Here is a 21,329-nt window from a genome sequence, read left to right on the forward strand (position 1 = left end):
CGTCGTCGATCCCGGCACGAAGACGCCCAGGATGCTGGTGCAGGTGTACCCGAGGTCGCAGGAACTCACCAGCTACGTCACCGACTCGCCGTGGAAGGTATCGCCGGATACACGGATGACGGAGTTGCTCCACGGGACGGGCGTGCGGCTGGGGCTGGTGACGAACGGCGAGCATTGGATGCTGGTGGACGCACCGAAGGGGGAGACGACGGGGTACGCCTCTTGGTATGCGAACCTCTGGCTCGACGAGCCGATCACGCTGCGGGCGTTCCGCACGCTCCTCCAGGCCGAGCGATTCTTCAACGTCGCCGATGACCAGACGCTCGAATCGCTGCTGGCGAAGAGCGCCTCGAACCAGCAGGAGGTCACCGAGCAGCTCGGCTATCAGGTGCGGCGGGCGGTCGAGGTGCTGATCCACTCGCTCGACAAGGCCGACCAGGACTTCGGCCGGGAGCTGCTGGCCGGGGTGGGGACGGGGGTGCTGTACGAGTCGGCCCTGACGGTCATGATGCGGCTGGTGTTCCTCTTCTGCGCCGAGGAGCGGGGGCTGATCCCCAGCAAGCCGTTCCCGGTCTACGAGCAGAACTACTCCGTCTCCACGATCAGCAAGCAGCTCCGGGAGGTGGCCGACCAGCACGGCGAGGAGCTGCTCCAGCTCCGGTTCGACGCCTGGCCCCGGCTGCTGGCGGCGTTCCGGGCCGTCTACGGGGGGCTGGCGCACGACGACGCCCACATCCCGGCCTACGGCGGCAGCCTGTTCGACCCCGACCGCTTCCCGTTCCTCGAAGGCCGCAAGGCGGGGACGACCTGGCGGGAGGCCGAGGCCAACCCGCTGCCGGTGGACAACCGGACGGTGCTGCACCTGCTGGAGGCGTTGCAGCTCTTGCAGGTGCGGGTGCCGGGCGGCGGCCCCGCCGAGGCCCGGCGGGTCAGCTTCCGGGCGCTGGACATCGAGCAGATCGGCCACGTCTACGAGGGCCTGCTCGACCACACGGCCCGGCGGGCGACCGAGCCGTACCTCGGCCTGGCGGGGACTCGGGACAAGGAGCCGGAGATCACGCTGGCCGAGCTGGAGCGGCTGGCGGCCAAGGGCGAGGACGAGCTGCTCAAGTCCCTCAAGGACGAGACCGGCCGTTCGCTGCCCGCCCTCAAGAAGGGGCTGAACGCCGAGATCGACGACCAGCTCGCCCGCCTCTTCCGCACGGCATGCCAGGGCGACGAGGCGCTGTGGGGCCGGGTGCGGCCGTTCGCCGGGCTGGTGCGGCTCGACAACTTCGGCTACCCGGTCGTCATCCCGCAGGGGAGCGTCTTCGTCACGACGGGGACCGACCGGCGCTCCAGCGGGACGCACTACACGCCCCGAGAGCTGACCGAGCCGATCGTCAAGCACACCCTGGAGCCGCTGGTCTACGTCGGCCCCGCCGAGGGCAAGCCGAGGGACCAGTGGCGGCTGAAGTCGGCCGGGGAGCTGCTCGACCTGAAGATCTGCGACATGGCCTGCGGCTCCGGGGCGTTCCTGGTGCAGGCGGCCCGCTACATGGCGGAGCGGCTCCTGGAAGCCTGGGACGAGGCGAGGAAGAAGAACCCCGCCACGCCCGGCATCACGCCGGAGGGCGAGCCGTCCGGCGGCCTGGTCACCGAGGAGCTGATCCCCGACGAGCCGGCGGAGCGGGCGACCTACGCCATGCGGATCATCGCCCAGCGGTGCCTCTACGGCGTGGACAAGAACCCGCTTGCGGCGGAGATGGCGAAGCTGTCGCTCTGGCTGCTGACGGTGGCGAAGGACAAGCCGTTCGAGTTCCTCGACCACGCCATCCGCTGCGGCGACTCGCTCGTCGGCCTCCGCAGCCTCGACCAGCTGCGGCACTACAGCCTCAAGCCGGACGCCGACGATGCGGTGCTGTTCCGGGGGCCGCTCGACCGGGCCGTGGACGAGGCGATCGACCTGCGGCTCCGGCTCGAAGGGATGCCGGCCAACTCGATCGAGGATGTCGAGCGGCAGGAGGCGTTGCTGAAGCAGGCGGACGAGAAGATCGCCAGGTTGCGGTGTGCGGCGGACCTGCTCGTGGCAGGTGAGTATTGGGGAGAAGATGCCAAGGACAAGCTGGAACGGGTCCGGCACGCCGCCGTCGTGTCGGGCCATTACGTCGAGAAAGGGCCGACCGAGGAGTTCGAGCAAGTTGCTGCCAAGGAGCGTCGGGGCCAGACGTTGTTCCACTGGCCGCTGGAATTTCCCGAAGTGGCGGTCAAGCGGAGCGGGTTCGATGCGTTTGTGGGTAATCCCCCGTTTATGGCGGGCCGAGCAATCACGGGGCAATTGGGCGACCCCTATCTTGCCATATTAGAAGCCCTGACAAAACCGTGTGGCATGGAGTTTGCGCCCTGGTGCTGTTTTCCTCCGAACCGAAGGAGACACCACCATGGCGAGCGCCCACATGCCGGACGAGTTCTTCGATCTGGTTGCCCACCACCTGCCGCCGGAACCGGCCATCGGCCCCTACGGCGGGCGTCCGCCGATCGGGCACCGGGTCGCCCTGCGTGTCATCTGGTTCGTCCTGGCCACCGGCAATCGCTGGGAGGATGTCCCGCAGGAACTCGGCTGCTCAGGTCGCACCGCCCATCGCCGGCTGCGGGCCTGGGAGGAGGCCGGCATCTGGGACCGCCTCCATGCCGACCTGCTGAGGCTGCTCCGCAAGGCTGGCAAGCTGGAGACCGACACGGTGGTCGTCGACGGCGTGACGGTGCGGGCCTCCGGCGGCGGCGAGGCGACCGGCCCGAGCCCCGTCGACCGCAGCAGGAAGGGCACGAAGCACACGGTGATGGTCAGTCGCACCGGAGTGCCGCTGGCGATCCGCACCGCCGGGGCCAACGAGAGCGACCACCGCCAGATCATCCCGCTGGTGCTCGACTTCCCGAGCGTCGCCGGCAAACCGGGCAGGCCGAAGCAGTTGCCGGATGACCTGTATGCCGACCGGGGCTACGACAGCGAGGGGACGAGGGCGTTACTGCGTTGGATGGGCATCGAGCCGCACATCGCCAAGCGTCGGACACCGCACGGCAGCGGGCTGGGCAAGGTCCGCTGGGTGGTGGAGCGGACGATCGGCTGGATCAAGGGCCTGCGGCGGATGCGGGTGCGGTACGACCGGCTGGGGGTGATCCAGGACGCCTGGACGACCCTGGCGGCCTGTGTCATCTGCTTCCGTATCCTCCACCAGGATGTGATGTGATTCACCCGGTTTTGTCAGGGCTTCTTACGGTCAATCGCTGGAAGCAGTGTAGGACAGACAGACCTTTGTGCTTATTTCTTTAGACGATCGTATGACCTTCTTCGAGCTGAGTCGGCGTTTGCGTTCGTTGCCACGAACACCATCTGCCAAGGAGATACAAGTTCTGTTGCCCTCGCCAGCCTTCTCAGTCAGGGCGGCACAATCTTTCGTGCGATAGCCTCGCAAAGATGGCCCGGCGAGGCTGCGGTATTCATCAGTCTTGTGCATGTCTACAAGGGAAGTTGGAATGGCTCGTCGTTCCTGGACAACAAAACCGTTGAACTCATTGACTCTAAACTACAACCTCTCTCGATAGAGGCCGACCCACAACCGTTGGTGGTAAACGCTGGAAAGAGCTTCAAGGGCTACGATATTGGGGGCTTGGGATTCACCATGGCCCCTGACGAATACAAATCCTTCCTCGACCGCCACCCAGAGGAATTCTCTGTTATCCATCCCTACATTAACGGACTCGATTTCTATTCTTCGCCCACTCAGCATCCGAGTAGATATGCCATTAACTTCGTTGAAATGACCTTGGAAGAAGCGGCAGCCTTTCCTGCTTCTCTTCAACGTGTACGGGAACTGGTCAAACCACAAAGAGATAAGGCAAGTCCGCTAGGAAGCCGAGAGAGATGGTGGCTCTGCGCCAGAAACCGTCCTGCAATGAGGAGAGCCATCGAACATTGCGACCGTGTTCTGGCAAAAACTCAGACAAGCAAAACATGGGCGTTTTCGTTTCTACCATCTCATTATCTCTTTGATCAGAAGCTCGTCGTGATTCCGAGCGATGACTGGAAACTGTTCGCAGTCTTGCAGTCAGAGATTCATTACTTTTGGGCCGAGCGGCAAGGATCATCTCTAAAGGGTGACATGGCGTATACGCCGACGGATTGTTTTCAAACATTTCCGTTTCCCGTCTCTGAGTCGTTGTCTTCAGCAGGAGCTGATCTCATAGGATGCAACTACTATGACGTTCGGCAGGGAATTATGCAGGCCAGAGATGAGGGTTTAACCGCTACATATAATCGTTTCCACAACGCTGATGACACTTCCGCCGATATACAAGATCTTCGAGACCTTCAAGTCGTGATGGATCAGGCTGCCGCCACCGCTTACGGCTGGACTGATATCACCCTCGACCATGGCTTCCATGAAACCAAGCAAGGCGTTCGCTTCACCATCAGCGAACCCGCTCGTCGAGAAGTCCTTCAACGTCTGCTGAAGCTCAATCACGAACGCTATGCTGAGGAAGTCGAGCAGGGACTCCACGGCAAGAGTGGTACTTCCATGAAGGCGACGCCGAAACGGAAGGCCCCCAGCAAGTTGGGCAAGGCAATCCCTGCGCTCTTCGACGTGGAGGATGACGACGCATGATCCGGGCCACCGGGAATACCGTCCCATCCCCTCATCATCTCCGTGCCAGACTCGAAGTCTTGATCTTTGGCGACCTAGCGGGATGGGGAGGTCTCACGCTCGCATGAGTTCCAGGAAGCCCCGAGAACACTCTTCAGCTCAGACCTGCAATGCAGTGATGCTGGGCATGTTGCGTGACGCCCGAGCCTTGGTGCATCGGAATGCGGAGTCATTCCATGAGGCTGCGGCGATCCTCGAACACGTTGGGCAAATGCACGAAGGAGTCGTCAAAGATGGGTTGGGTGGCTACAAGGCCACGATCTGCAATCTGGCTCGACGAGCGCCGGTAATACAGAGCGAACGCATCGAAGCCCTGTTCGATACGGTAAAAAACGCCCGGAATGACTCCGTTCACTCGGGGGACTTCATTCGACACCATGCCATTCGCCTCGTGGAACTGCTCTTGGTGCTTGAGGAAGGGTTGTCGATGTCTGCGAAGATTGCCGAGGACTTGATGGTTCGGAACCCGACGACCGTTGAACCCTGGCACAACATCGCCGCCGTCCGCCGGGCGATGCTCGGAAACTCCTACTCGTTCTTGCCGGTCCGGGACACAAACGGCGTCTGGAAACTGCTCTCCGATGTCGCTGTCGTGAAGTACTTGAGGCCAGCCGACAACTCCGGGAACAAAAGCCTACGGAACAAACTGCTCGGGAAGCCGCTGAACGAGATCCTCGAAGCAGGCGACATCGAATTGACGGAGTGCAAGTGCTACGCTCCGAACAAGAACATCGGAGACATCAAGAAAATCATAACCATGCTGCCTGCGCTGATCGTCGAGAAGGATGGCAATAAGGAACGCCTCGTGGGAATCCTGACGGCCTTCGACCTCCTGTGAAACCGGCGGCGGGAACCACGCCGCCTTCAAGCGTTTGGGGCCTGCTCTATCGACCATCTGGCAAGAAAGATCGCCTGCGAGGAACTCATGAGTCAGTCCACACCGCCCCCCTCCCATCACCAGCTCCGGGCCGAACTCGAAGCCATGGTCCTGGGCGACCTGCTCGGCCCGGCCGGGGACGAGGATGAGGAGCTGACCGAACGCACGGTGCGGGACCGCTACCTCGTCGGCGTGCTGGCCCCCAGCCGAGCCGCTCCACCCGCCGCCCGGCCCCCGGCGGAGGACGACGAGGACGAGGACACCCCCCTGATCCCCGACGAACTCTCGGAGGGGGGCAGCGACTCGGCCGACGACGGCACCACCGACGCCGACATCCCGGTGGCCCAGGCCCACCTGCCATCCTCCTTCGGCCTGACCTTCTGCGTCGATGACGGCGAGCCGTCCATCCGGGTCGCCGCCTCCTGGGGCCAGTACCGGCGGGAGAAGCGGGACGACCGGGAGGACCACCGGGGCAACCCGCTGCGGGTCTGGAAGCGGTATCCCAGGGGCGGCGTCGTCGAAGTCCCGCTGGCCGACGGCCCGGTCCGGCCGACGGCCCCCGACCCCCTGTTCCCCGACATCACCGTCCAGGGCCAGGTCCGCAGGCGGGACGGCCACTTCGCCGTCACGCTCTTCCTCGTCAACGCCCAGGAGGAGGGCCGCCCCAAGGACGAGTCCCACGTCTTCCAGCCGAAGCTCGTCGTCACCGGCGCCGGCGACCGGGCGATCTTCCGCAAGCGGGGCGCCGTCGGCCCGAACGACGACCTCGAAGAGCGGCTCACGGCGATGCTCTACCGCCGCCACGTCGAGTTCGCCGTCGGCCACGGCGTCAGCGTCCACGCCGAGGTCGCCGACGGCTCGCCCGGCACGGCGTCGAGGATCGAGACCGAGGTCGTGCCGAGGCACGAAGTCCCCCGCACCGCCCCGCCCACCGAGGACGACGCCGACGAGAACCCCGCCTTCGGCAGGCTCGCCGGGCTGGCCCTCGACATGAGGACGCTGGCCGAGGCCGACGCCAAGAAGCTCCCGGCGATGCTGGCCCCGCTGGTCGCCGCCTACCGGGACTGGATCGACCGGGAGGAGGCGAAGCTCGACGACCCCGCCGAGGGCCTCGCCCACTTCGGCGATGCCGGCCGGGTCGCCATCGACAACTGCCGCCTGACCCTCAAGCGGGTCGAGGAAGGGCTGCAACTGCTGGCCGACGACCGGCAGGCGTTCGAGGCGTTCGGCTTCATGAACCGGGCCATGTGGCTCCAGCGGACGCACACGATCTCCTCCGAGCGGGTCCGGCGGGGCGAACAGTTCGAGTTCGAGAAGGACGTTGACCTCCCCGAGAACCGGAGCTGGCGGCCGTTCCAGCTCGCCTTCATTCTGCTCAACCTGCCGGGCGTCACCCGGCTCGACCACCACGACCGGGGCGTCGGCCCCGAGGCCCTGGCCGACCTCCTCTTCTTCCCCACCGGCGGCGGCAAGACCGAGGCGTACCTCGGCCTCTCCGCCTACACCATGGCCCTGCGGCGGTTGCAGGGGACGGTCGCCGGGCGGGTCGGAGAGGAGGGCGTGGCCGTCCTGATGCGGTACACGCTCCGGCTGCTGACCATCCAGCAGTTCCAGCGGGCCACGGCGCTGCTCTGCGCCTGCGAGTCGATCCGCCGCAAGGCCCTGGAACACGGGGACGCCCGCTGGGGCAAGACGCCCTTCCGCATCGGCCTCTGGGTCGGCCGCCGCACCACGCCGAATCGCACCGACGACGCCGTGGAGGCGATCAAGCAGGCCCGAGGCAACCAGTTCGTCGGCGGGGGCGTCGGCACGCCGTACCAGCTCACCACCTGCCCCTGGTGCGGCAGCGCCATCGAGGCCGGCAAGCACCTCGACGCCAAGCCGTATCCCCACGGCCCGGCCCGCACGATCACCTACTGCGGCGACAAGTTCGGCCAGTGCCTCTTCAGCCGCCGCCAGGCCGCTGACGAGGGCCTGCCGGTCGTCGTGGTGGACGAGGAGATCTACCGGCGGCTGCCGACCCTGCTGATCGCCACGGTGGACAAGTTCGCCCAGATGCCGTGGAAGGGCGAGGTCCAGATGCTCTTCGGGCGGGTCACGGGCCGCTGCGAGCGGCACGGGTTCAAGTCGCCGGAGATCGTGGACTCCACCTTCCACCCCCGGTCGAACATGGGGCTCCCCTCGGCCCGGCTCGTCGAGCACCCGCCGCTCCGCCCGCCCGACCTGATCATCCAGGACGAGCTGCACCTGATCAGCGGCCCGCTCGGCACGCTCGTCGGCCTCTACGAGACGGCGATCGACGACCTTTGCACCTGGGAGGTGGGCGGCAAGAAGGTCCGCCCCAAGGTGATCGCCTCGACGGCGACGATCAAGAACGCCGACGTGCAGGTGCGGAGCCTCTTCCTGCGGACGGTCAACGTCTTCCCGCCGCCGGGCCTCGACGTGCGGGACAACTTCTTCTCGGTCCAGCGGAAGCCCTCGGCGGAGGAGTTCGGCCGCCTCTACCTCGGGATCTGCGCCCCCGGCCGTCGCCTCAAGGCGGCCCTGATCCGGGTCTACGTGGCCCTCCTCTGCTCGGCCCAGTCGCTCTACGAGAAGCACGGCAGGGCGGTCGATCCCTGGATGACGCTCGTCGGCTACTTCAACTCCATGCGGGAACTCGGCGGGATGCGCCGCCTGGTGGACGACGACGTATTCACCCGCTGCCGCAAGCAGGACCGCCGTGGCCTGGCGAAGCGATTCTTCAACGGCGAGTACCTCGGCGAGCTGACGAGCCGGATGCGGTCGGAGGACATCCCGCAGACGCTCGACCGGCTGGAGGCCGTCTTCGACCCGGAGCTGGAGGAGCGGCGCAAGGAGGCGTTCAAGACCAAGGACTACAAGAACATCCCCAAGAAGCCGCTCGACGTGCTGCTGGCCACGAACATGATCTCCGTCGGCGTGGACGTGAAGCGGCTCGGGCTGATGGTCGTCGCCGGGCAGCCCAAAGCGACCGCCGAGTACATCCAGGCCACCAGCCGGGTCGGCCGGAGCTTCCCCGGCCTGGTCGTCACCGTGTTCAACTGGGCCAGGCCGAGAGACCTTTCGCACTACGAGACCTTCGAGCACTACCACTCGACGTTCTACAAGCACGTCGAGCCGCTCTCGGTGACGCCCTTCTCTCCCGGTGCGTTGCAGCGGGGCCTGGCCGGGCTGCTCGTCTCGATGGTCCGGCTGCGGGGCACCGAGTTCAACGCCAACGAGACCGCCTCCCGGATCAGCACGAGCAACCCCTACGTCCAGGACGCCATCGAGGCGATTGCCCGGCGGGCCGAGTTGATCGGCGACGGCTCCAAGACCGGCGACTCCTGCCGGGCCGAGCTGCTGGCCAAGGCCGACCTCTGGCAGGCCGAGGCCCAGAACGACACCGGAGGCCGTGTCCTGACCTACACCGAGCCTTACGGCCCGGACGGGCCGAAGAAGGGGACGACCGTCAAGCTCCTGCACAGCCCCGGCATGGACCGCTGGCAGGAGTTCACCTGCCTCAACTCGCTCCGGGAGGTCGAGCCGGGCGTCAAGTTCATCGTCAGCGACGGCGGCCTCGACGAGGTGAACGCCAGGGAAGCCGAAACGACCCCGGAAGGGGCCGGGGAGGTGACCGCATGAGTCTCTCCAGCCACATGAGGAGGTCGGAGGTCGGGGAGGTCCGGCCCAGCCAGGCCCTCACGACGTTCGGGGTCGGTTCGCTGGTCGATCTGCCGAACCTCTCGGTGCTCGTCATGGGCCTGGACGACTGGCAGGCCGCCCACGCCACCGAGATCGCCGAGGAGCGGCTCCTGCGCTCGGCCCGGTCGATCCTGGGGCCGCAGGTGTCCCGGTTCCTGACGCCGCCTCGGGGGGAGGAATCCCAGGGGTCGCAGACGAACTGGTTCGACGAATCCCGCCAGATCGGCGTGCCGGTGGCCCCGTTCCCCCGCTGGATGGTCTGCTCCGGTTGCCGCCTCCTGGCCCCGATCAGCTCCGGGCTCTTCGAGCCGAAGACGCCAGCCTATAGGCCGGACAAGGCGAGCTACACCCATACGTGCAATAATCACAGAAACAATAGGATCGGGACGCATCTCGTCGTCCCCGCCCGCTTCATGGTGACCTGCGAGCACGGCCACCTGGACGACTTCCCCTGGATCGAGTTCATCCACCAGGGCTCGATCGACTGCAAGGGGCTGCTCTACCTCTACGAGGTCGGGGCCAGCGGCGAGGCCCTGGACGTGGAGGTCAAGTGCGACGGGTGCCAGACCCGCCGCCGGATGGGCCAGGCGTTCGGCCCCAACAACCGCACGTCCATGCCCGCCTGCCGGGGGAGGCGGCCCCACCTGCGGGACTTCGACCCCGGCGGCTGCGACCAGGAGCACGTCAAGCCGATGCTCCAGGGGGCGTCGAACCTCTGGTTCCCCATGCTGATCTCGGCTCTGTCGGTCCCGCAGGCCACCGACGATCTCGGCAGGCTGGTGGAGGAGAACTGGGTCGTGCTGGAGAAGGTCACCAGCGCCGAGGTGCTCAAGGCGTTCCGGCTCATCGGCCAGCTGAAAGACCTGAACAAGTACGGCGACGAGCAGGTCTGGGAGGCGATCCAGAAGAAGGCCGAGGGGACGGTCGAGGAGCCCGACGACCCGGCCGACCTGAAGTCGCCCGAGTGGCGGGTCTTCTCCAACCCGTCGAAGGCCAAGGAGAGCCGCAGCTTCAAGCTCCGCCCGGTGGAGCCCCCCGCCGACTACGCCGCCTCGTTCGAGAAGGTCGTCCTCGTGGAGAAGTTGCGTGAGGTCCGGGCGCTCGTCGGCTTCACCCGCCTCGTGTCGCCACGGGACTTCGACAGCCCCGCCGAAGTACCCCCGGAAAACCGGGGGAGGCTCGCCCGCAGAGACCCGGCGTGGCTGCCCGCCTGCGAGACCCGGGGCGAGGGAATCTTCTTCCAGTTCTCCGAGCCAGCGATCGGGGCTTGGGCCGGGCGGAACCACGCCTTCGAGCGGGAGTTCGAGCTGGCCCACCAGGCGTGGCGGATGGGCAAGGGCCTCGACCCGAACACGGGCTACCCCGGTATCCGCTACGTGTTGCTGCACACGTTCGCCCACGCCCTGATCCGCCAGCTGGCCATCGAGTGCGGCTACACCAGCGCCTCGATCGCCGAGCGGATCTACTCCAGGAACCCGGCCGACGGCGAGCCGATGGCGGGCGTGCTGATCTACACCTCGGCGCCCGACAGCGAGGGGACGCTCGGCGGCCTCTGCGCCCTGGGCGAGCCGGACAAGCTCGGGCGGCACATCCGCCGGGCCTTGGAGAAGATGGGGCTCTGCGCCTCCGACCCGCTCTGCTCGGAGCACCCGGCCGGGGGCGGCGAGAAGCTGCACGGGGCGTCCTGCCACGCCTGCTCGTTCCTGCCTGAGACCTCCTGCGAGCGGGGCAACAAGTACCTGGACCGGTCGGCGCTGGTGCCGACGGTCGAACGGGCGACCCTCTCCTTCTTCAGGCCCGAGCCATGACCCCGGAGCGGTGGATCGTCGAGGCATCCTACGCCCTGGCGTGCGGCCTGCCCGGCGGCACGGTGGAGGCGCTGGCCTCGGCAATCCTCGCCTGCCCGGCGGGCTCGCTGCGGTCCGAGGTCGCCCGGCGGATCGCCCACCACGAGCACCGGGATCTGGCGCTGGCCTTCGTGGACCGGTGGCGGGAGGAGTCCGGGGAGATCGACGCCCGGACGGTCGCCGTGGCGATCCAGACGGCGGCCCATGCGGAGCGGGCACATCGGGATTCGCAGTCGGTCGAGCCGATCTGGACCGGACCCGACGCCGGGGTCGTGCCGTTCCGCCGCACCGAGCAGGCGATCCTCCAGGTGCTCGACGCCGCCCGGACCCGAATCACGCTGGTGAGCTTCGCCGTTTACAAGATACCCAACGTGGCGAAGGCCCTCGTGAAAGCGGCGGGCCGGGGCGTCCGGCTCACCGTCGTCGTGGAGACGCCCGATCGGATCGAGGGCCAGGGCGAATACAGCACGATCCGGGCATTGGGGCAGGAGGTGGCGGGCTGCTCCACGGTCTATTTCTGGCCCCAGGAGAATCGCACCGTCGGGGAGAACGGCAAGGTCGGCATCCTGCACGTCAAGTGCGCCGTGGCCGACGGCGAGTGGATGTTCCTCTCCTCGGCGAACCTGACCCGGCAGGCGTTCACGATCAACATGGAGCTGGGGATGCTCGTGCGGGGCGGGTCCATGCCGAGTCGTGTGGAGCGGCAGTTCGACCAGCTCGTCCACGACGGGCACCTCAGGGAGATCTGAAGCGATTGCAAGTTCGTGGAGGGTCGATCTCACCGGTCTTGGAACATCGGAGCCAGCCCGTTGGACATCCCCAGCCTAAAATGGCGCCGCATCTCGCCCGGCTGGTATCAGGCCGAGCTTCAGTCCCCCACGGGCACGACGAAGCTCTCGATCGAGCGACAGACGAGGTTCAAGATCCACCACTGCCGGATCGACTATCCCGACGGGACACGCTGGACAAGCGATCGGGATTCCCTCGACAAGGCGAAGTTCGCCTGCGAGTGGCAGCTCAACGAGGACGTGGAGTCCAAGCTGGGCTGGAAGAAGTCGGATTACACCGAGATGATCCAGCGGGTCACGATCCACCCCGGCAGCGAGGCGAGCGTCGGACCGGTCGTCGATGCCCTGAAGGGCCTCGGGTTCGCCGAATCCGAGATCCGGGTGCTGCGACTCGGCGAGGGCGACTCCATCGACCGCATCCTGGCCTATCGGGATGATTCCGTCGATGGCCCTCCGGGCAGGCTCGACTTCGAGAGAAGCTCGGACCTGTTCGAGGAGATCTGGAGTCGAGTCGGCTACGTCCGCATCCAGCTGGACCTGTTCCGCAAGGGCGGAGAGACCATCAGCGGACCGAGCCTGTTCGAATGGATCGACGACAGGAAGACCGACGGCTGAAGGTGCCGAACCCTCCCTTGACACTCGTCGCCGAGTGCTGGGCTCATCACCACCGCACCAGGATTGAGAAACTATGTATCAGACCGGCGGCACCATCAGGGAGACGCTCCAGGCCATCCAGCAGACGAAGTTCGTCCTCCCGGCGATCCAGCGGGAGTTCGTCTGGAAGCCGGAGCAGATTGCCCGCCTCTTCGACAGCCTGATGCAGGGCTACCCCTTCGGCACGTTCCTGTACTGGAACGTCGATCGCTCGAACAGCAGCAGGTACAAGTTCTACGCCTTCGTCTGCAACTACCACGAGCGTGACAACCCCCACTGCCCGCAGCTCCCCGTGTTCCACGAGACGGACCTCAAGGCCGTCCTCGACGGCCAGCAGCGGCTCACGGCGCTGAACATCGGCCTCTGCGGCTCGATGGCGTGGCGACTCCCCTACAAGTGGAAGAACAACCCGAACGCCTACCCGGTCCGACACCTGTACCTCGACCTTCTGGCCGACGAGGGCGGTGCCGACGAGGGCGGGATGGAGTACCGCTTCGAGTTCCTCACCGAGGAGCGTGCCGGCTCCGCCATCCCAGGAGAGTGCTGGTTCAAGGTCGGCGACATCCTCGGGATGCAGAGCGGGCCGCCGATGCTGAGGTGGCTCAACGAGCGACTGCCGCAGGAGAGGCTGGACCGGGCCTTCTCCACGCTCGACCAGCTCTTCCAGGTCGTCCACAACCGGAACCTGATCTCGTACTACGAAGAGAAGAGCCAGAACCTCGACAAGGTGCTCAACATCTTCATCCGCATGAACAGCGGCGGGACGGTCCTCTCGTACTCCGACCTGCTGCTGTCCATCGCCGTCGCCCAGTGGTCGGGGGACGCCCGCAAGGAGATCCACACGCTCGTCGATGAGCTGAACGACACGGGCGAGGGGTTCGCCTTCTCGCAAGACCTCGTGCTCAAGGCGGGCCTCATGCTGGCGGATATCGGCAGCGTGGGCTTCAAGGTGGAGAACTTCAGCCGGGAGAACATGCAGGCCCTCGAAGGTAAGTGGCCCGAGGTGAAGCGGTCCCTCAAGGTGGCCGTGCAGCTGCTGGCCGGCTTCGGCTTCCACGAGAAGTCGCTGCGGGCCGACAGCGCCATCCTGCCGATCGCCTACTACATCAACCGCCGAAATCTCGATGGTCACTACGTCACGAAGGGCGGCTTCGCCCACGACCGTGAGGCGATCCGCACGTGGCTGATCCGCAGCCTGCTCAAGGCGTCGGGCATCTGGGGGAGTGGTCTGGACACGCTGCTCACCGCCATCCGGGAGGTCATCGCCGAGCACGGGCAGGACGGCTTCCCGGTGGAGAAGCTCCAGGAGGCGATGGCCAGGCGGGGCAAGTCCCTCATGTTCGGCGACGAGGAGATCGACGAACTCGTCGAGATGCGGTACGGCGACAAGCGGCTGTTCGCCCTGCTGACGCTCCTCTTCCCGTTCGTGGACGTGACGAACCACCACTTCCACATCGATCACGTCTTCCCCCGGTCCCGCTTCACCAGGGCGAGGTTGCAGAGGGCGGGTGTGCCCGAGGGCGACATCGAGGCGTTCAAGGAGATGGTGGACTGCCTGCCGAACCTCCAGCTGCTTGAGGGAGCGGAGAACGTCGAGAAGCAGGCCGCAATGCCGTCGGAATGGATCAGCGGGTCGCTCTCGCCGACCTCCCGGACGAACTACTGCGACAACCACCTCCTCGGCGAGCTGCCCGAGTCGATCGCCGGGTTCCGGGAGTTCTACGAGGCCCGGAGCTGTGCCCTCCGCTCCCGGATCGTGAATATCCTCGGAGCGAATGCCGCCGAGCCCTGATCTCGATGCCCGGAGCCAGCCATACCTTCTGGTCCGTGGTGACCCGCCGATCGGACCGGTCAAGATATACCGTCGCTGGCCCGAGGCATTTGTTTCAAGTTTGCACGAAGTGTAGACTGCATGGCCGCATCACGCTCGATCCGGGATGAGGGCGTCAGGGATCGGGATTGATCCCCGACCACCGCTCCTTGAGGGACGCACAGGACGGCGATCGTGATGTAAGCCGAACATCCATCTTTAATTGCTAGATTCGGTGTTGTTGTTCAACTCCCGGTCGGCGAGGAATTCTCTCTATGCCTCCCATCGTCGTGAGCCTGATCAATCTCAAGGGCGGCGTGGGCAAGACCACGACGACCGTCCAACTGGCCGAGTGCCTGGTGTCCGAGTACGGCAAGCGGGTCTTGGTCATCGACCTGGACCCGCAGACCAATGCGACGATATCACTGATCGAGGAAGAGCGCTGGGAGGAACTCGACGACCAGGGCCTCACGATCTTCCAGCTGTTCCAGGACAAACTCGACGGCACGAGTGTTTTCGACATCCGCAGGGCGATCCAGAGAGGGGTCTCGAATCTCGGCCTCGACGGCCTCAGCCTCCTGCCATCCAGCATCCGACTGATCAACGTCCAGGATCGCATGAGTGAGATCCCGGTGAAGCTGGGGTATGCGATCACCCCGATGGAGGTGCTCAAGGCGGCCATACACGATGTCCCAGGACAATTCGACTACGTGCTGATCGACTGCCCCCCGAATCTCGGATTCATCACCCGAAACGGGATCGAGATCAGCGATTACTTCTTCATTCCGACGATCCCCGACACTCTCTCGACCTACGGCATCCCCCAGATCGTCAAGTCGATCGAGCAATTCAGCAGGGAGCGTCCGCTGCTCAAGATCCGTTGCCTCGGCTTGGTCGTGACCAAGTTCTATTCCCGGTCGGAGGCCCATGTCCGAGGAATCAACAACCTGCCGGCCCGGTTCACGAGGGTATTCGCCAAACTGGGCCTCCCCCCGGCCCCCATCTTCAAGACCGTCATCCCGCTCGCCAACACGTTTGCCGACGTTCCCCTCACCGACAATAAGCCGAAGAGCTTCAAAGAGAAGTATGGCCGGTCGAGGTCGGGAGACCGCTACCTCTACCAGTACGTCATCGACCTGACGAAGGAGTTCATGGATCATGCGGGGCGATGATCGGGAGACCCTGAAGGCCCTGGAGATGAAGCTGGGCGCCTTGGTCCGCTGCGTGGTGAAGAAGGCCCAGGACGATCCGCAGTTCGCCGAGCAATTACAGGAGATCCTCCTCTCCGACAAGCTCAAGGCGGGCCTCAAGGAGAGGAAGCCCGCCGAGACGAAGCCCACGTTCAACCCCGTCTCGCAGCTGCAGGCACATGGACGTGACGGCTTGATTCGCATGCTGGACGGCATGCCGACATCAGATTTGTCGGGCGTCGTTCGTTTACAGCGAATCATCAAAGGTAAAGCGGCCAAGTCCCTGGACCGATCGGCGCTCATCGAGGCGATTGTCGCCTATTCGGAGAGGTCGCTCAGCCAAGGATCGGCATTTCTGAGAGACAGGGGAGGTGAAGGAGCAGCTGGTTCGGATGATCCGGCGACGGAGGCGTCCGAGATGCTTGGCAAGGGCGGCATGCCCGAGGTCGGGCCGCATGCCGAACGACAGCCAGGCAGAACTGAGCCTTCGGCCGAATCGCCATCGGTGGACTCCGCTGCTGAATCAGACAAGGACTAACTCGACACCGACGTGAAGCGACACGGCTTTGGAGGGCGATGGAACTACCTCGCCCGGTGGTGCTTCCTAGACAAGCGGAGTTCGAGGCGCCGCTGGTGGGACTACGTGACGACCAGGGTCGTCGGGGACATCCCGGCGAGGGAGATCAGGCTCAAGGCGGTCCGGGAGAGCCTCGAAGCCGAGACGGGGCGCCTGGGCCTCGGCTGAGGGATCGCCCCAGGAGATCGTGAGGGATCGATGCGAGACGACTTCACGAGGCCAACGATCGAGACCCTCGCAAAGCGGGTCGGGCAACGTTGCTCGAACCCCTCGTGCCGGAAGGCGACGAGCGGCCCGCACAGCGAGCCGTCGAGGTCGGTCCTCGTCGGCGTGGCGGCCCACATCACCGCAGCCTCCGCCGGCGGTCCCCGATACGATCCTTTGATGAGTTCGGATGACCGAAAGGGAATCAGGAACGGCATCTGGCTCTGCCAGTCCTGCGCCAAGCTCGTGGACAACGACGAGGGGAGATACACGAAGAGCCTGCTCCTCCGGTGGAGGCGGGACGCCGAGCAGGAGGCCCTCCAAGAGATCGAATCCACTTCGGGCGGGAGGAGCCCCTCCGACCTTGACGCCCTGAAAGAGTACAGCGCCCAGTTCGACCGGGCGGCGCTACAGGATGCGCTGAAGAGCTGCGGGAGCTACAAGAAGTTCGCCGAGTCGCTGGGCGATCTGATCAGCCTCCTGAACACGGGGACTGTCCAGGGTCGGACGCTGACCAAGCGGCGGGCCGACTTCACCGATCCTGCGTGGCGGATGCTGCTCGAAGCCCTGTACCACGAGTTGAGGAATCTGCGTGGTCTCTATACCTCACTCGTCAGATTCGGGGAGATCGACGAGGAGAGATGCACCTGCGGGTTCAGGCAGCACACGATGTACCATGACTTCGAGGCGAGGAAGCAGGCGGTGACCGACCGACTCAACGCCGTCTTGGCCGAGGCCGACCTCCCGGCAATCAAGGGCGTGTGGAGCGGTGCGACGGCGATTCCGTGGAAGCCGAAGTCCCAATGAACTGGGAAGGTGGACCATGGCGAAAACCAAGTCGAAGCCGCCGTCCCCCTTCGCCGGTCGCTGGCGGATCACCTCGATGAGCGCCTGGGATCAGGACTTCGTTGACGAGGAGGAAGAGGGCTACTTCGAGTTCGACGGCGAAGGGAGCGGCGAGTTCCACTTCGGCTATGTCCACGGGAGCATGGACTGCCGACCGGGGACACGGGAGGGCAAGCCGGCCCTCGAATGCACCTGGGACGGCAACGACGAGATGGACCCGGCGCAGGGGCGGGGCTGGGCCGTGGCGAGCGGCGACGAACTCCACGGGATGATCGTCTTCCACAGCGGCGACGAATCGGAATTCCGGGCGACCAGGAAGGGACGCTGACCCGTGACGACGGCCATCGGATGCTAGGGAGCACAAGCCCGAGGGATGATCCTGGAGGAAGTGGTGGCGAACGATCAAGGAAAGGATGGCCGAACTTGCCTACCAGGACCGACCCCGAATTCCGTGCGGGCCTCCGACGGGAGGGTTGTGACCGTGCCGGAGGGCTGGGTTTTCCTGCCGCCAGGGGACGCCGGGCTCACCCGCCGGGTCAAGGCCGCCGGGGACCACTGGGTCGTGCAGGAGAAGGTGGGCCGCAGGATGTTCTACAGGGGCGTCTGGGCGTCGTCGGCGACGATCGATCGGATTCGTGCCGAACTGGAGGCCGAGCGTTCAACCGAGGGCTACGCCAAGCGGAAGGAGGCGGCCTCACGTCGCCGAGAGGTGGACCAGGCCGGGTACGTTGAGGATTTCCACGGGGCGGTGCTTGCGTTCCTCGCCTTCCACCCTGGTCACGCCGACCTGGCCGACCGCCTCGCACGGGCGGTCACTGAGCACGCCACGCCGGTCGGCAGCGGCACGGTCTCCCGGACGGAGCGAATCCCCGTCGAGCAGAGGGCCGAGGCCGCCGTGATCGCCTGGATGCGGCACCGGACCACCGGCTACGACGGCATGGCGATCCCCACGGTCAAGGGGAAGCGGCGGGAGGTCCGCCGGATGCTCGCCCGGCGGTCGCAGGAGTTGTTGCAGCGGTATCGCCGGGGAGAGCCGGTCGGGGTTGACTGCCCGCTGAAGAAGGCGCTGGTGCCGAGGGCGGGAGCCGGATGAGATGAAGGGGGCTGAGATGGCGGCCGACCGCTTCGAGCAGCAGATCCTCGACCGCCTGTCGGGCCTCGGAGAGGTCACCGCCCGGCCCTTGTTCGGGGGCCACGGCCTGTACTGGCGGGACACGATCTTCGCCATCGCCTACGGGGGTCGGCTCTACCTGAAGGTGGACGAGGGCTCCAAGGGCGACTACCTGGCCAGGGGCATGGGGCCGTTCCGCCCCAACGAGCGGCAGACCTTGAAGTCCTACTACGAGGTGCCGCTCCAGGTGCTCGCCGACCCCGAGGCCCTGCTATCATGGGCCAAGGAGACGATCCGGGCCGGGCAATCCTCGTCGAGGCCAGGTTAAGGGCGGTCGCTCGTCTTGTACCTCCCGAGCGGTTGGGGCGGGCCTCGGCGGCCTCTCAGGATCACCAGGAGTGACTCGATGGCCCGGAAGAAGCCCAGCAGCCCCGGTGATCCGCCCCCCGCAAGTATGACCGACGCCGCCGGCATGCTGGCAACCTTCGCAGCGGGCGTCCTGGCGCAGCCGGAGAGCCGCTCCCTTGCGGCCGACCTGAAGCTCGGCCGCTCCGAGCGGGCCGTCATCGCCGGGGCTCCCGGCCTGGATGTGGGCTTGAAGGAGCAGCTGGACATCCCCTCGACCGCCACGAAATCGATCCCCTTCACGATGGACGAGCTGGCCCGCATCTGCCTGGCCCTGTCCGAGGCCCTGCTCGACGCCGAGGGCCGGGACGCCGTGAAGCTGCTGAAGGTGACCGGCAAGGTCACCGACCGGCTGAACCAGGCCATCGACGAAGTGGAGCAGGCCGGGAAGCCCCAACGGGCCGCCCCGAAGTCACAGAGGACCACGCCGAAGTCACAGGCTGCCAAGGCGGCGGGCTCCGTCTACCAGCTGAAGGTCACCCTCAAGGACATCCGGCCGCCGGTTTGGCGGCGGTTGCTTGTCCCCGACTGCTCGCTGTCCATGCTCCACGAGGTCATCCAGGTGGCGATGGGCTGGGAGAACTACCACCTCTACGACTTCGAGGTCGGCGGCGAGCATTACACCGACCCCAGGGGGATGGCCGACCTGGACATGGAGGACGCCAGCAGGGCGAGGCTCGGCCAAGTCGCCCCGGAGGCGAAGGCGAAGCTCCGCTACACCTACGACTTCGGCGACAACTGGCAGCACGAGGTGCTCGTCGAGAAGGTCGTGTCGCCGGAGGAGGGGATGACTTACCCGGCCTGCATCGACGGCAAGCGGGCCTGCCCGCCGGAGGACTTGGGCGGGCCGTGGGGCTACATGGAGTTCGCCGAGGCCATCCGAGACCCCGAGCACGAGCAGCACGAGGAGTTCCTGGAGTGGCGGGGGGAGTTCGACCCCGAGGCGTTCGACCCCGACGCCGTGAACAAGAACCTCCGGCGGCTGCGATAGCGAACCGCCCGTCACAAAGGAGCACCCAGAGGCCCGCCGGCTCCCCCGAGAACGAGGTGATCAGCCGGGCAATCACCGTTGTCGGAACAGCCAGCGGAGAGCCGTGACGCCGGTCGGGGCAGGCTACGACTCGATCCCCGCCGTGCAGGGGCCTCCTCATCGGCGGGCACGAAGACCACGGCTGCAACCGACACGTCGCATCAAAGGACCATGCCGGGATCGATCGCATCGAGCGTCCACACGAGTTCTCCCAGCAGCCGGAACTGGCTGTCGATTTCGTGTGCTTCCTGGGCTACATCTCGTCCGTCAAACAACAGCATTAAATAATGCGTACACGTGGCTTTCCTCAGTTCGTCTTCTGTAATAAGGAGGTATCCGGCCAGAGTCCTCATCATGTCAGCGAGTTTGTCTTTCAAGGACTGGACCGAGCCGATCAATTGTTGACGATCAGAAGCAAGGTCTCCTCCACTCCCGGCAGGGTCACAGAGCTGCGGCCGGTCCCGAGTTGGGAGACCGTTGGAGTCCCCGAGTGTGGCCCAGAGATCGATCCCCTGCTGCACCCTCATCCTGGCCTCACGCCTCGATGAGAATGACCCGGCGACACGGGACCAATGGCCTGGGCCATCCTGAACGATGAGGCACCAGCCCTCCTCGTCTCGGACGATCTGGACCTTGGCCAGCGGGTCGCTTGCCGGGCAGTCGCACTGATTCCACGGCTCGCCGAACTCGGGGCCGGGGGAGTGGGTGGCGTTGCTGAATTTGCACGTCATGTTGATTGCCTTCCTTGGCCTTTGTTGTGCCGCCTTCCTGGGCAGCCGACCTATTCTAATATCGAAAAACTTACAATACAATAACTGCATAAATTTTGACGAAACCCCACATGGTGTGTCCATGTCGGGATCGCCCGTTCGACGATCCGAGAGGTTGCCCTTCCGGGTGATATCCGCCTCGCAATCCTCCATCCGTCACCAGCCGACCAGATCGAGCCCCCATGGACATCTCCATCGTCACCGCCCGGCGAGGTGCAGGTGGAGTACCACGATTCCATTTGCGAACTGAAAGTGGAATACTCCATCAGTCCTCCCCCTCAACATCAACGTCCGGCTTGAGAGACCGGCGCCCGCAGCGGCATCGGCCATCTCCCCTGGGCGAGCGTCCTGGCGTGCCTCGACGCCTCACCGACCATGGAGAACCCGACGACCCTTCTGTCGTCCACGAAGACGTAGGCAATACGCCCAGCAGGCCCGGCCTGCGGCTGCCGTCGATCTCCCTGGGCAGCCGTGCCAGGTACTTGGCGATGCCCAGCCGCTCGGCAAGCTCCGGCGGCATCACGGTGTCGGGCGGGAAGTAGACGACCCGATCGCCGGGCTTCAGGGCCAACGCCTTCTGGACGATGACCTGCCATCCCTTCACCGTGACGAACTCCAGGGCATCGGCGTTGGGGTGCGGGTGGACGGCCTTGACCTCGCAGACCTCGACGACCAGCGTGCTCATCGGCTCCGTGCCTCCTCGTCCGGGCGATGCGGGACTCCTCCCATCGGAGGCGTCATGCGGCGGATCGGTTCGGGGTCGTCCGGGGTGAACGGACGCCGGTCGTGGTATCCTACCGATCCGTCCGGGATCACGGGACCGATGACGGCTC

Annotated in this window: 18 protein-coding genes and 2 pseudogenes; 18 read left to right on the forward strand and 2 right to left on the reverse strand. The window is 65.6% G+C overall.

Translation table 11 applies throughout. The features are described from left to right. Positions 1 to 508: 508 nt before the first annotated feature. From ElP_RS39950 to ElP_RS23925, 18 genes and pseudogenes are all read left to right on the forward strand, one after another. Positions 509 to 2,296, forward strand: a pseudogene (locus ElP_RS39950) (Eco57I restriction-modification methylase domain-containing protein); the annotation flags it as partial. 124 nt (positions 2,297 to 2,420) lie between these two features. Next, positions 2,421 to 3,227, forward strand: a complete 807-nt coding sequence (locus tag ElP_RS23850; RefSeq protein WP_145269653.1) for an IS5 family transposase — start codon at positions 2,421 to 2,423, stop codon at positions 3,225 to 3,227. Between the two features lie 33 nt (positions 3,228 to 3,260). Further along, a pseudogene (locus ElP_RS41310) lies at positions 3,261 to 3,461 on the forward strand (DNA methyltransferase); the annotation flags it as partial. A gap of 27 nt (positions 3,462 to 3,488) precedes the next feature. Continuing rightward, the gene (locus tag ElP_RS23855) at positions 3,489 to 4,643 is read left to right on the forward strand and encodes a type IIL restriction-modification enzyme MmeI (protein WP_145274045.1); all 1,155 of its coding nucleotides are present in this window, start codon (positions 3,489 to 3,491) and stop codon (positions 4,641 to 4,643) included. A 103-nt stretch (positions 4,644 to 4,746) separates the two neighbouring features. Beyond that, positions 4,747 to 5,520 (forward strand): CBS domain-containing protein, encoded by a 774-nt coding sequence (locus ElP_RS23860; RefSeq protein WP_145274048.1) that lies wholly within the window; start codon positions 4,747 to 4,749, stop codon positions 5,518 to 5,520. An 87-nt stretch (positions 5,521 to 5,607) separates the two neighbouring features. Beyond that, a complete protein-coding gene (gene drmA, locus ElP_RS23865) occupies positions 5,608 to 9,204 on the forward strand; it encodes a DISARM system helicase DrmA (protein ID WP_145274051.1) in 3,597 nt (1,198 codons plus the stop codon). Next, entirely contained in the window at positions 9,201 to 11,072 is a 1,872-nt protein-coding gene (gene drmB, locus ElP_RS23870) for a DUF1998 domain-containing protein (protein WP_197446322.1), read from the forward strand. Before drmA ends, drmB begins: the two co-directional genes overlap by 4 nt. Beyond that, entirely contained in the window at positions 11,069 to 11,860 is a 792-nt protein-coding gene (gene drmC, locus ElP_RS23875; RefSeq protein ID WP_145274054.1) for a DISARM system phospholipase D-like protein DrmC, read from the forward strand. Before drmB ends, drmC begins: the two co-directional genes overlap by 4 nt. 60 nt (positions 11,861 to 11,920) lie before the next feature. Continuing rightward, on the forward strand, positions 11,921 to 12,514 hold the full coding sequence (locus ElP_RS23880) for a hypothetical protein (protein ID WP_145274056.1): 594 nt from the start codon (positions 11,921 to 11,923) through the stop codon (positions 12,512 to 12,514). Positions 12,515 to 12,587: 73 nt separating this feature from the next. Next, entirely contained in the window at positions 12,588 to 14,345 is a 1,758-nt protein-coding gene (locus ElP_RS23885; RefSeq protein WP_145274059.1) for a DUF262 domain-containing protein, read from the forward strand. A 293-nt stretch (positions 14,346 to 14,638) separates the two neighbouring features. Further along, positions 14,639 to 15,535, forward strand: a complete 897-nt coding sequence (locus ElP_RS23890; RefSeq protein ID WP_145274062.1) for a ParA family protein — start codon at positions 14,639 to 14,641, stop codon at positions 15,533 to 15,535. Then, positions 15,522 to 16,091: a hypothetical protein gene (locus tag ElP_RS23895; RefSeq protein WP_145274065.1), complete on the forward strand. Its 570-nt coding sequence runs from the start codon at positions 15,522 to 15,524 to the stop codon at positions 16,089 to 16,091. Before ElP_RS23890 ends, ElP_RS23895 begins: the two co-directional genes overlap by 14 nt. A 12-nt stretch (positions 16,092 to 16,103) precedes the next feature. Then, positions 16,104 to 16,298, forward strand: coding sequence for a hypothetical protein (locus ElP_RS23900; protein WP_145274068.1), 195 nt, complete (start codon positions 16,104 to 16,106; stop codon positions 16,296 to 16,298). A gap of 30 nt (positions 16,299 to 16,328) precedes the next feature. Then, positions 16,329 to 17,141 carry an HNH endonuclease gene (locus tag ElP_RS23905; protein ID WP_145274071.1) on the forward strand — a complete coding sequence of 271 codons (813 nt, stop codon included), beginning with the start codon at positions 16,329 to 16,331 and terminating at the stop codon, positions 17,139 to 17,141. A gap of 16 nt (positions 17,142 to 17,157) precedes the next feature. After that, positions 17,158 to 17,508 carry a hypothetical protein gene (locus ElP_RS23910; protein ID WP_145274074.1) on the forward strand — a complete coding sequence of 117 codons (351 nt, stop codon included), beginning with the start codon at positions 17,158 to 17,160 and terminating at the stop codon, positions 17,506 to 17,508. Between the two features lie 45 nt (positions 17,509 to 17,553). Then, complete coding sequence (locus tag ElP_RS23915; RefSeq protein ID WP_145274077.1) at positions 17,554 to 18,273, forward strand: DUF2293 domain-containing protein; 720 nt, start codon at positions 17,554 to 17,556, stop codon at positions 18,271 to 18,273. A gap of 1 nt (position 18,274) precedes the next feature. Beyond that, positions 18,275 to 18,619 carry a TfoX/Sxy family protein gene (locus tag ElP_RS23920; protein WP_145274080.1) on the forward strand — a complete coding sequence of 115 codons (345 nt, stop codon included), beginning with the start codon at positions 18,275 to 18,277 and terminating at the stop codon, positions 18,617 to 18,619. A gap of 78 nt (positions 18,620 to 18,697) precedes the next feature. Further along, the gene (locus ElP_RS23925) at positions 18,698 to 19,687 is read left to right on the forward strand and encodes a plasmid pRiA4b ORF-3 family protein (protein ID WP_197446323.1); all 990 of its coding nucleotides are present in this window, start codon (positions 18,698 to 18,700) and stop codon (positions 19,685 to 19,687) included. Between the two features lie 200 nt (positions 19,688 to 19,887). Here the strand turns inward: ElP_RS23925 and ElP_RS23930 are convergent, their stop codons facing one another. Together ElP_RS23930 and ElP_RS23935 are read right to left on the reverse strand one after the other, a co-directional pair. Next, positions 19,888 to 20,457 carry a hypothetical protein gene (locus ElP_RS23930; RefSeq protein WP_145274083.1) on the reverse strand — a complete coding sequence of 190 codons (570 nt, stop codon included), beginning with the start codon at positions 20,455 to 20,457 and terminating at the stop codon, positions 19,888 to 19,890. A gap of 304 nt (positions 20,458 to 20,761) precedes the next feature. Then, positions 20,762 to 21,181: a hypothetical protein gene (locus tag ElP_RS23935; protein ID WP_145274085.1), complete on the reverse strand. Its 420-nt coding sequence runs from the start codon at positions 21,179 to 21,181 to the stop codon at positions 20,762 to 20,764. Positions 21,182 to 21,329 lie beyond the last annotated feature (148 nt).

This window comes from Tautonia plasticadhaerens, assembly GCF_007752535.1.
Taxonomy (GTDB): domain Bacteria; phylum Planctomycetota; class Planctomycetia; order Isosphaerales; family Isosphaeraceae; genus Tautonia; species Tautonia plasticadhaerens.

Coding starts and splice junctions, on each gene's coding strand:
- ElP_RS23850 (WP_145269653.1), top strand. CDS start 2,421: ATGGCGAGCGCCCACATGCCGGACGAGTTCTTCGATCTGGTTGCCCAC.
- ElP_RS23860 (WP_145274048.1), top strand. CDS start 4,747: ATGAGTTCCAGGAAGCCCCGAGAACACTCTTCAGCTCAGACCTGCAAT.
- drmA (WP_145274051.1), top strand. CDS start 5,608: ATGAGTCAGTCCACACCGCCCCCCTCCCATCACCAGCTCCGGGCCGAA.
- drmB (WP_197446322.1), top strand. CDS start 9,201: ATGAGTCTCTCCAGCCACATGAGGAGGTCGGAGGTCGGGGAGGTCCGG.
- drmC (WP_145274054.1), top strand. CDS start 11,069: ATGACCCCGGAGCGGTGGATCGTCGAGGCATCCTACGCCCTGGCGTGC.
- ElP_RS23885 (WP_145274059.1), top strand. CDS start 12,588: ATGTATCAGACCGGCGGCACCATCAGGGAGACGCTCCAGGCCATCCAG.
- ElP_RS23890 (WP_145274062.1), top strand. CDS start 14,639: ATGCCTCCCATCGTCGTGAGCCTGATCAATCTCAAGGGCGGCGTGGGC.
- ElP_RS23895 (WP_145274065.1), top strand. CDS start 15,522: ATGCGGGGCGATGATCGGGAGACCCTGAAGGCCCTGGAGATGAAGCTG.
- ElP_RS23905 (WP_145274071.1), top strand. CDS start 16,329: ATGCGAGACGACTTCACGAGGCCAACGATCGAGACCCTCGCAAAGCGG.
- ElP_RS23910 (WP_145274074.1), top strand. CDS start 17,158: ATGGCGAAAACCAAGTCGAAGCCGCCGTCCCCCTTCGCCGGTCGCTGG.
- ElP_RS23915 (WP_145274077.1), top strand. CDS start 17,554: ATGATCCTGGAGGAAGTGGTGGCGAACGATCAAGGAAAGGATGGCCGA.
- ElP_RS23920 (WP_145274080.1), top strand. CDS start 18,275: ATGAAGGGGGCTGAGATGGCGGCCGACCGCTTCGAGCAGCAGATCCTC.
- ElP_RS23925 (WP_197446323.1), top strand. CDS start 18,698: ATGGCCCGGAAGAAGCCCAGCAGCCCCGGTGATCCGCCCCCCGCAAGT.
- ElP_RS23930 (WP_145274083.1), bottom strand. CDS start 20,457: ATGACGTGCAAATTCAGCAACGCCACCCACTCCCCCGGCCCCGAGTTC.
- ElP_RS23935 (WP_145274085.1), bottom strand. CDS start 21,181: ATGAGCACGCTGGTCGTCGAGGTCTGCGAGGTCAAGGCCGTCCACCCG.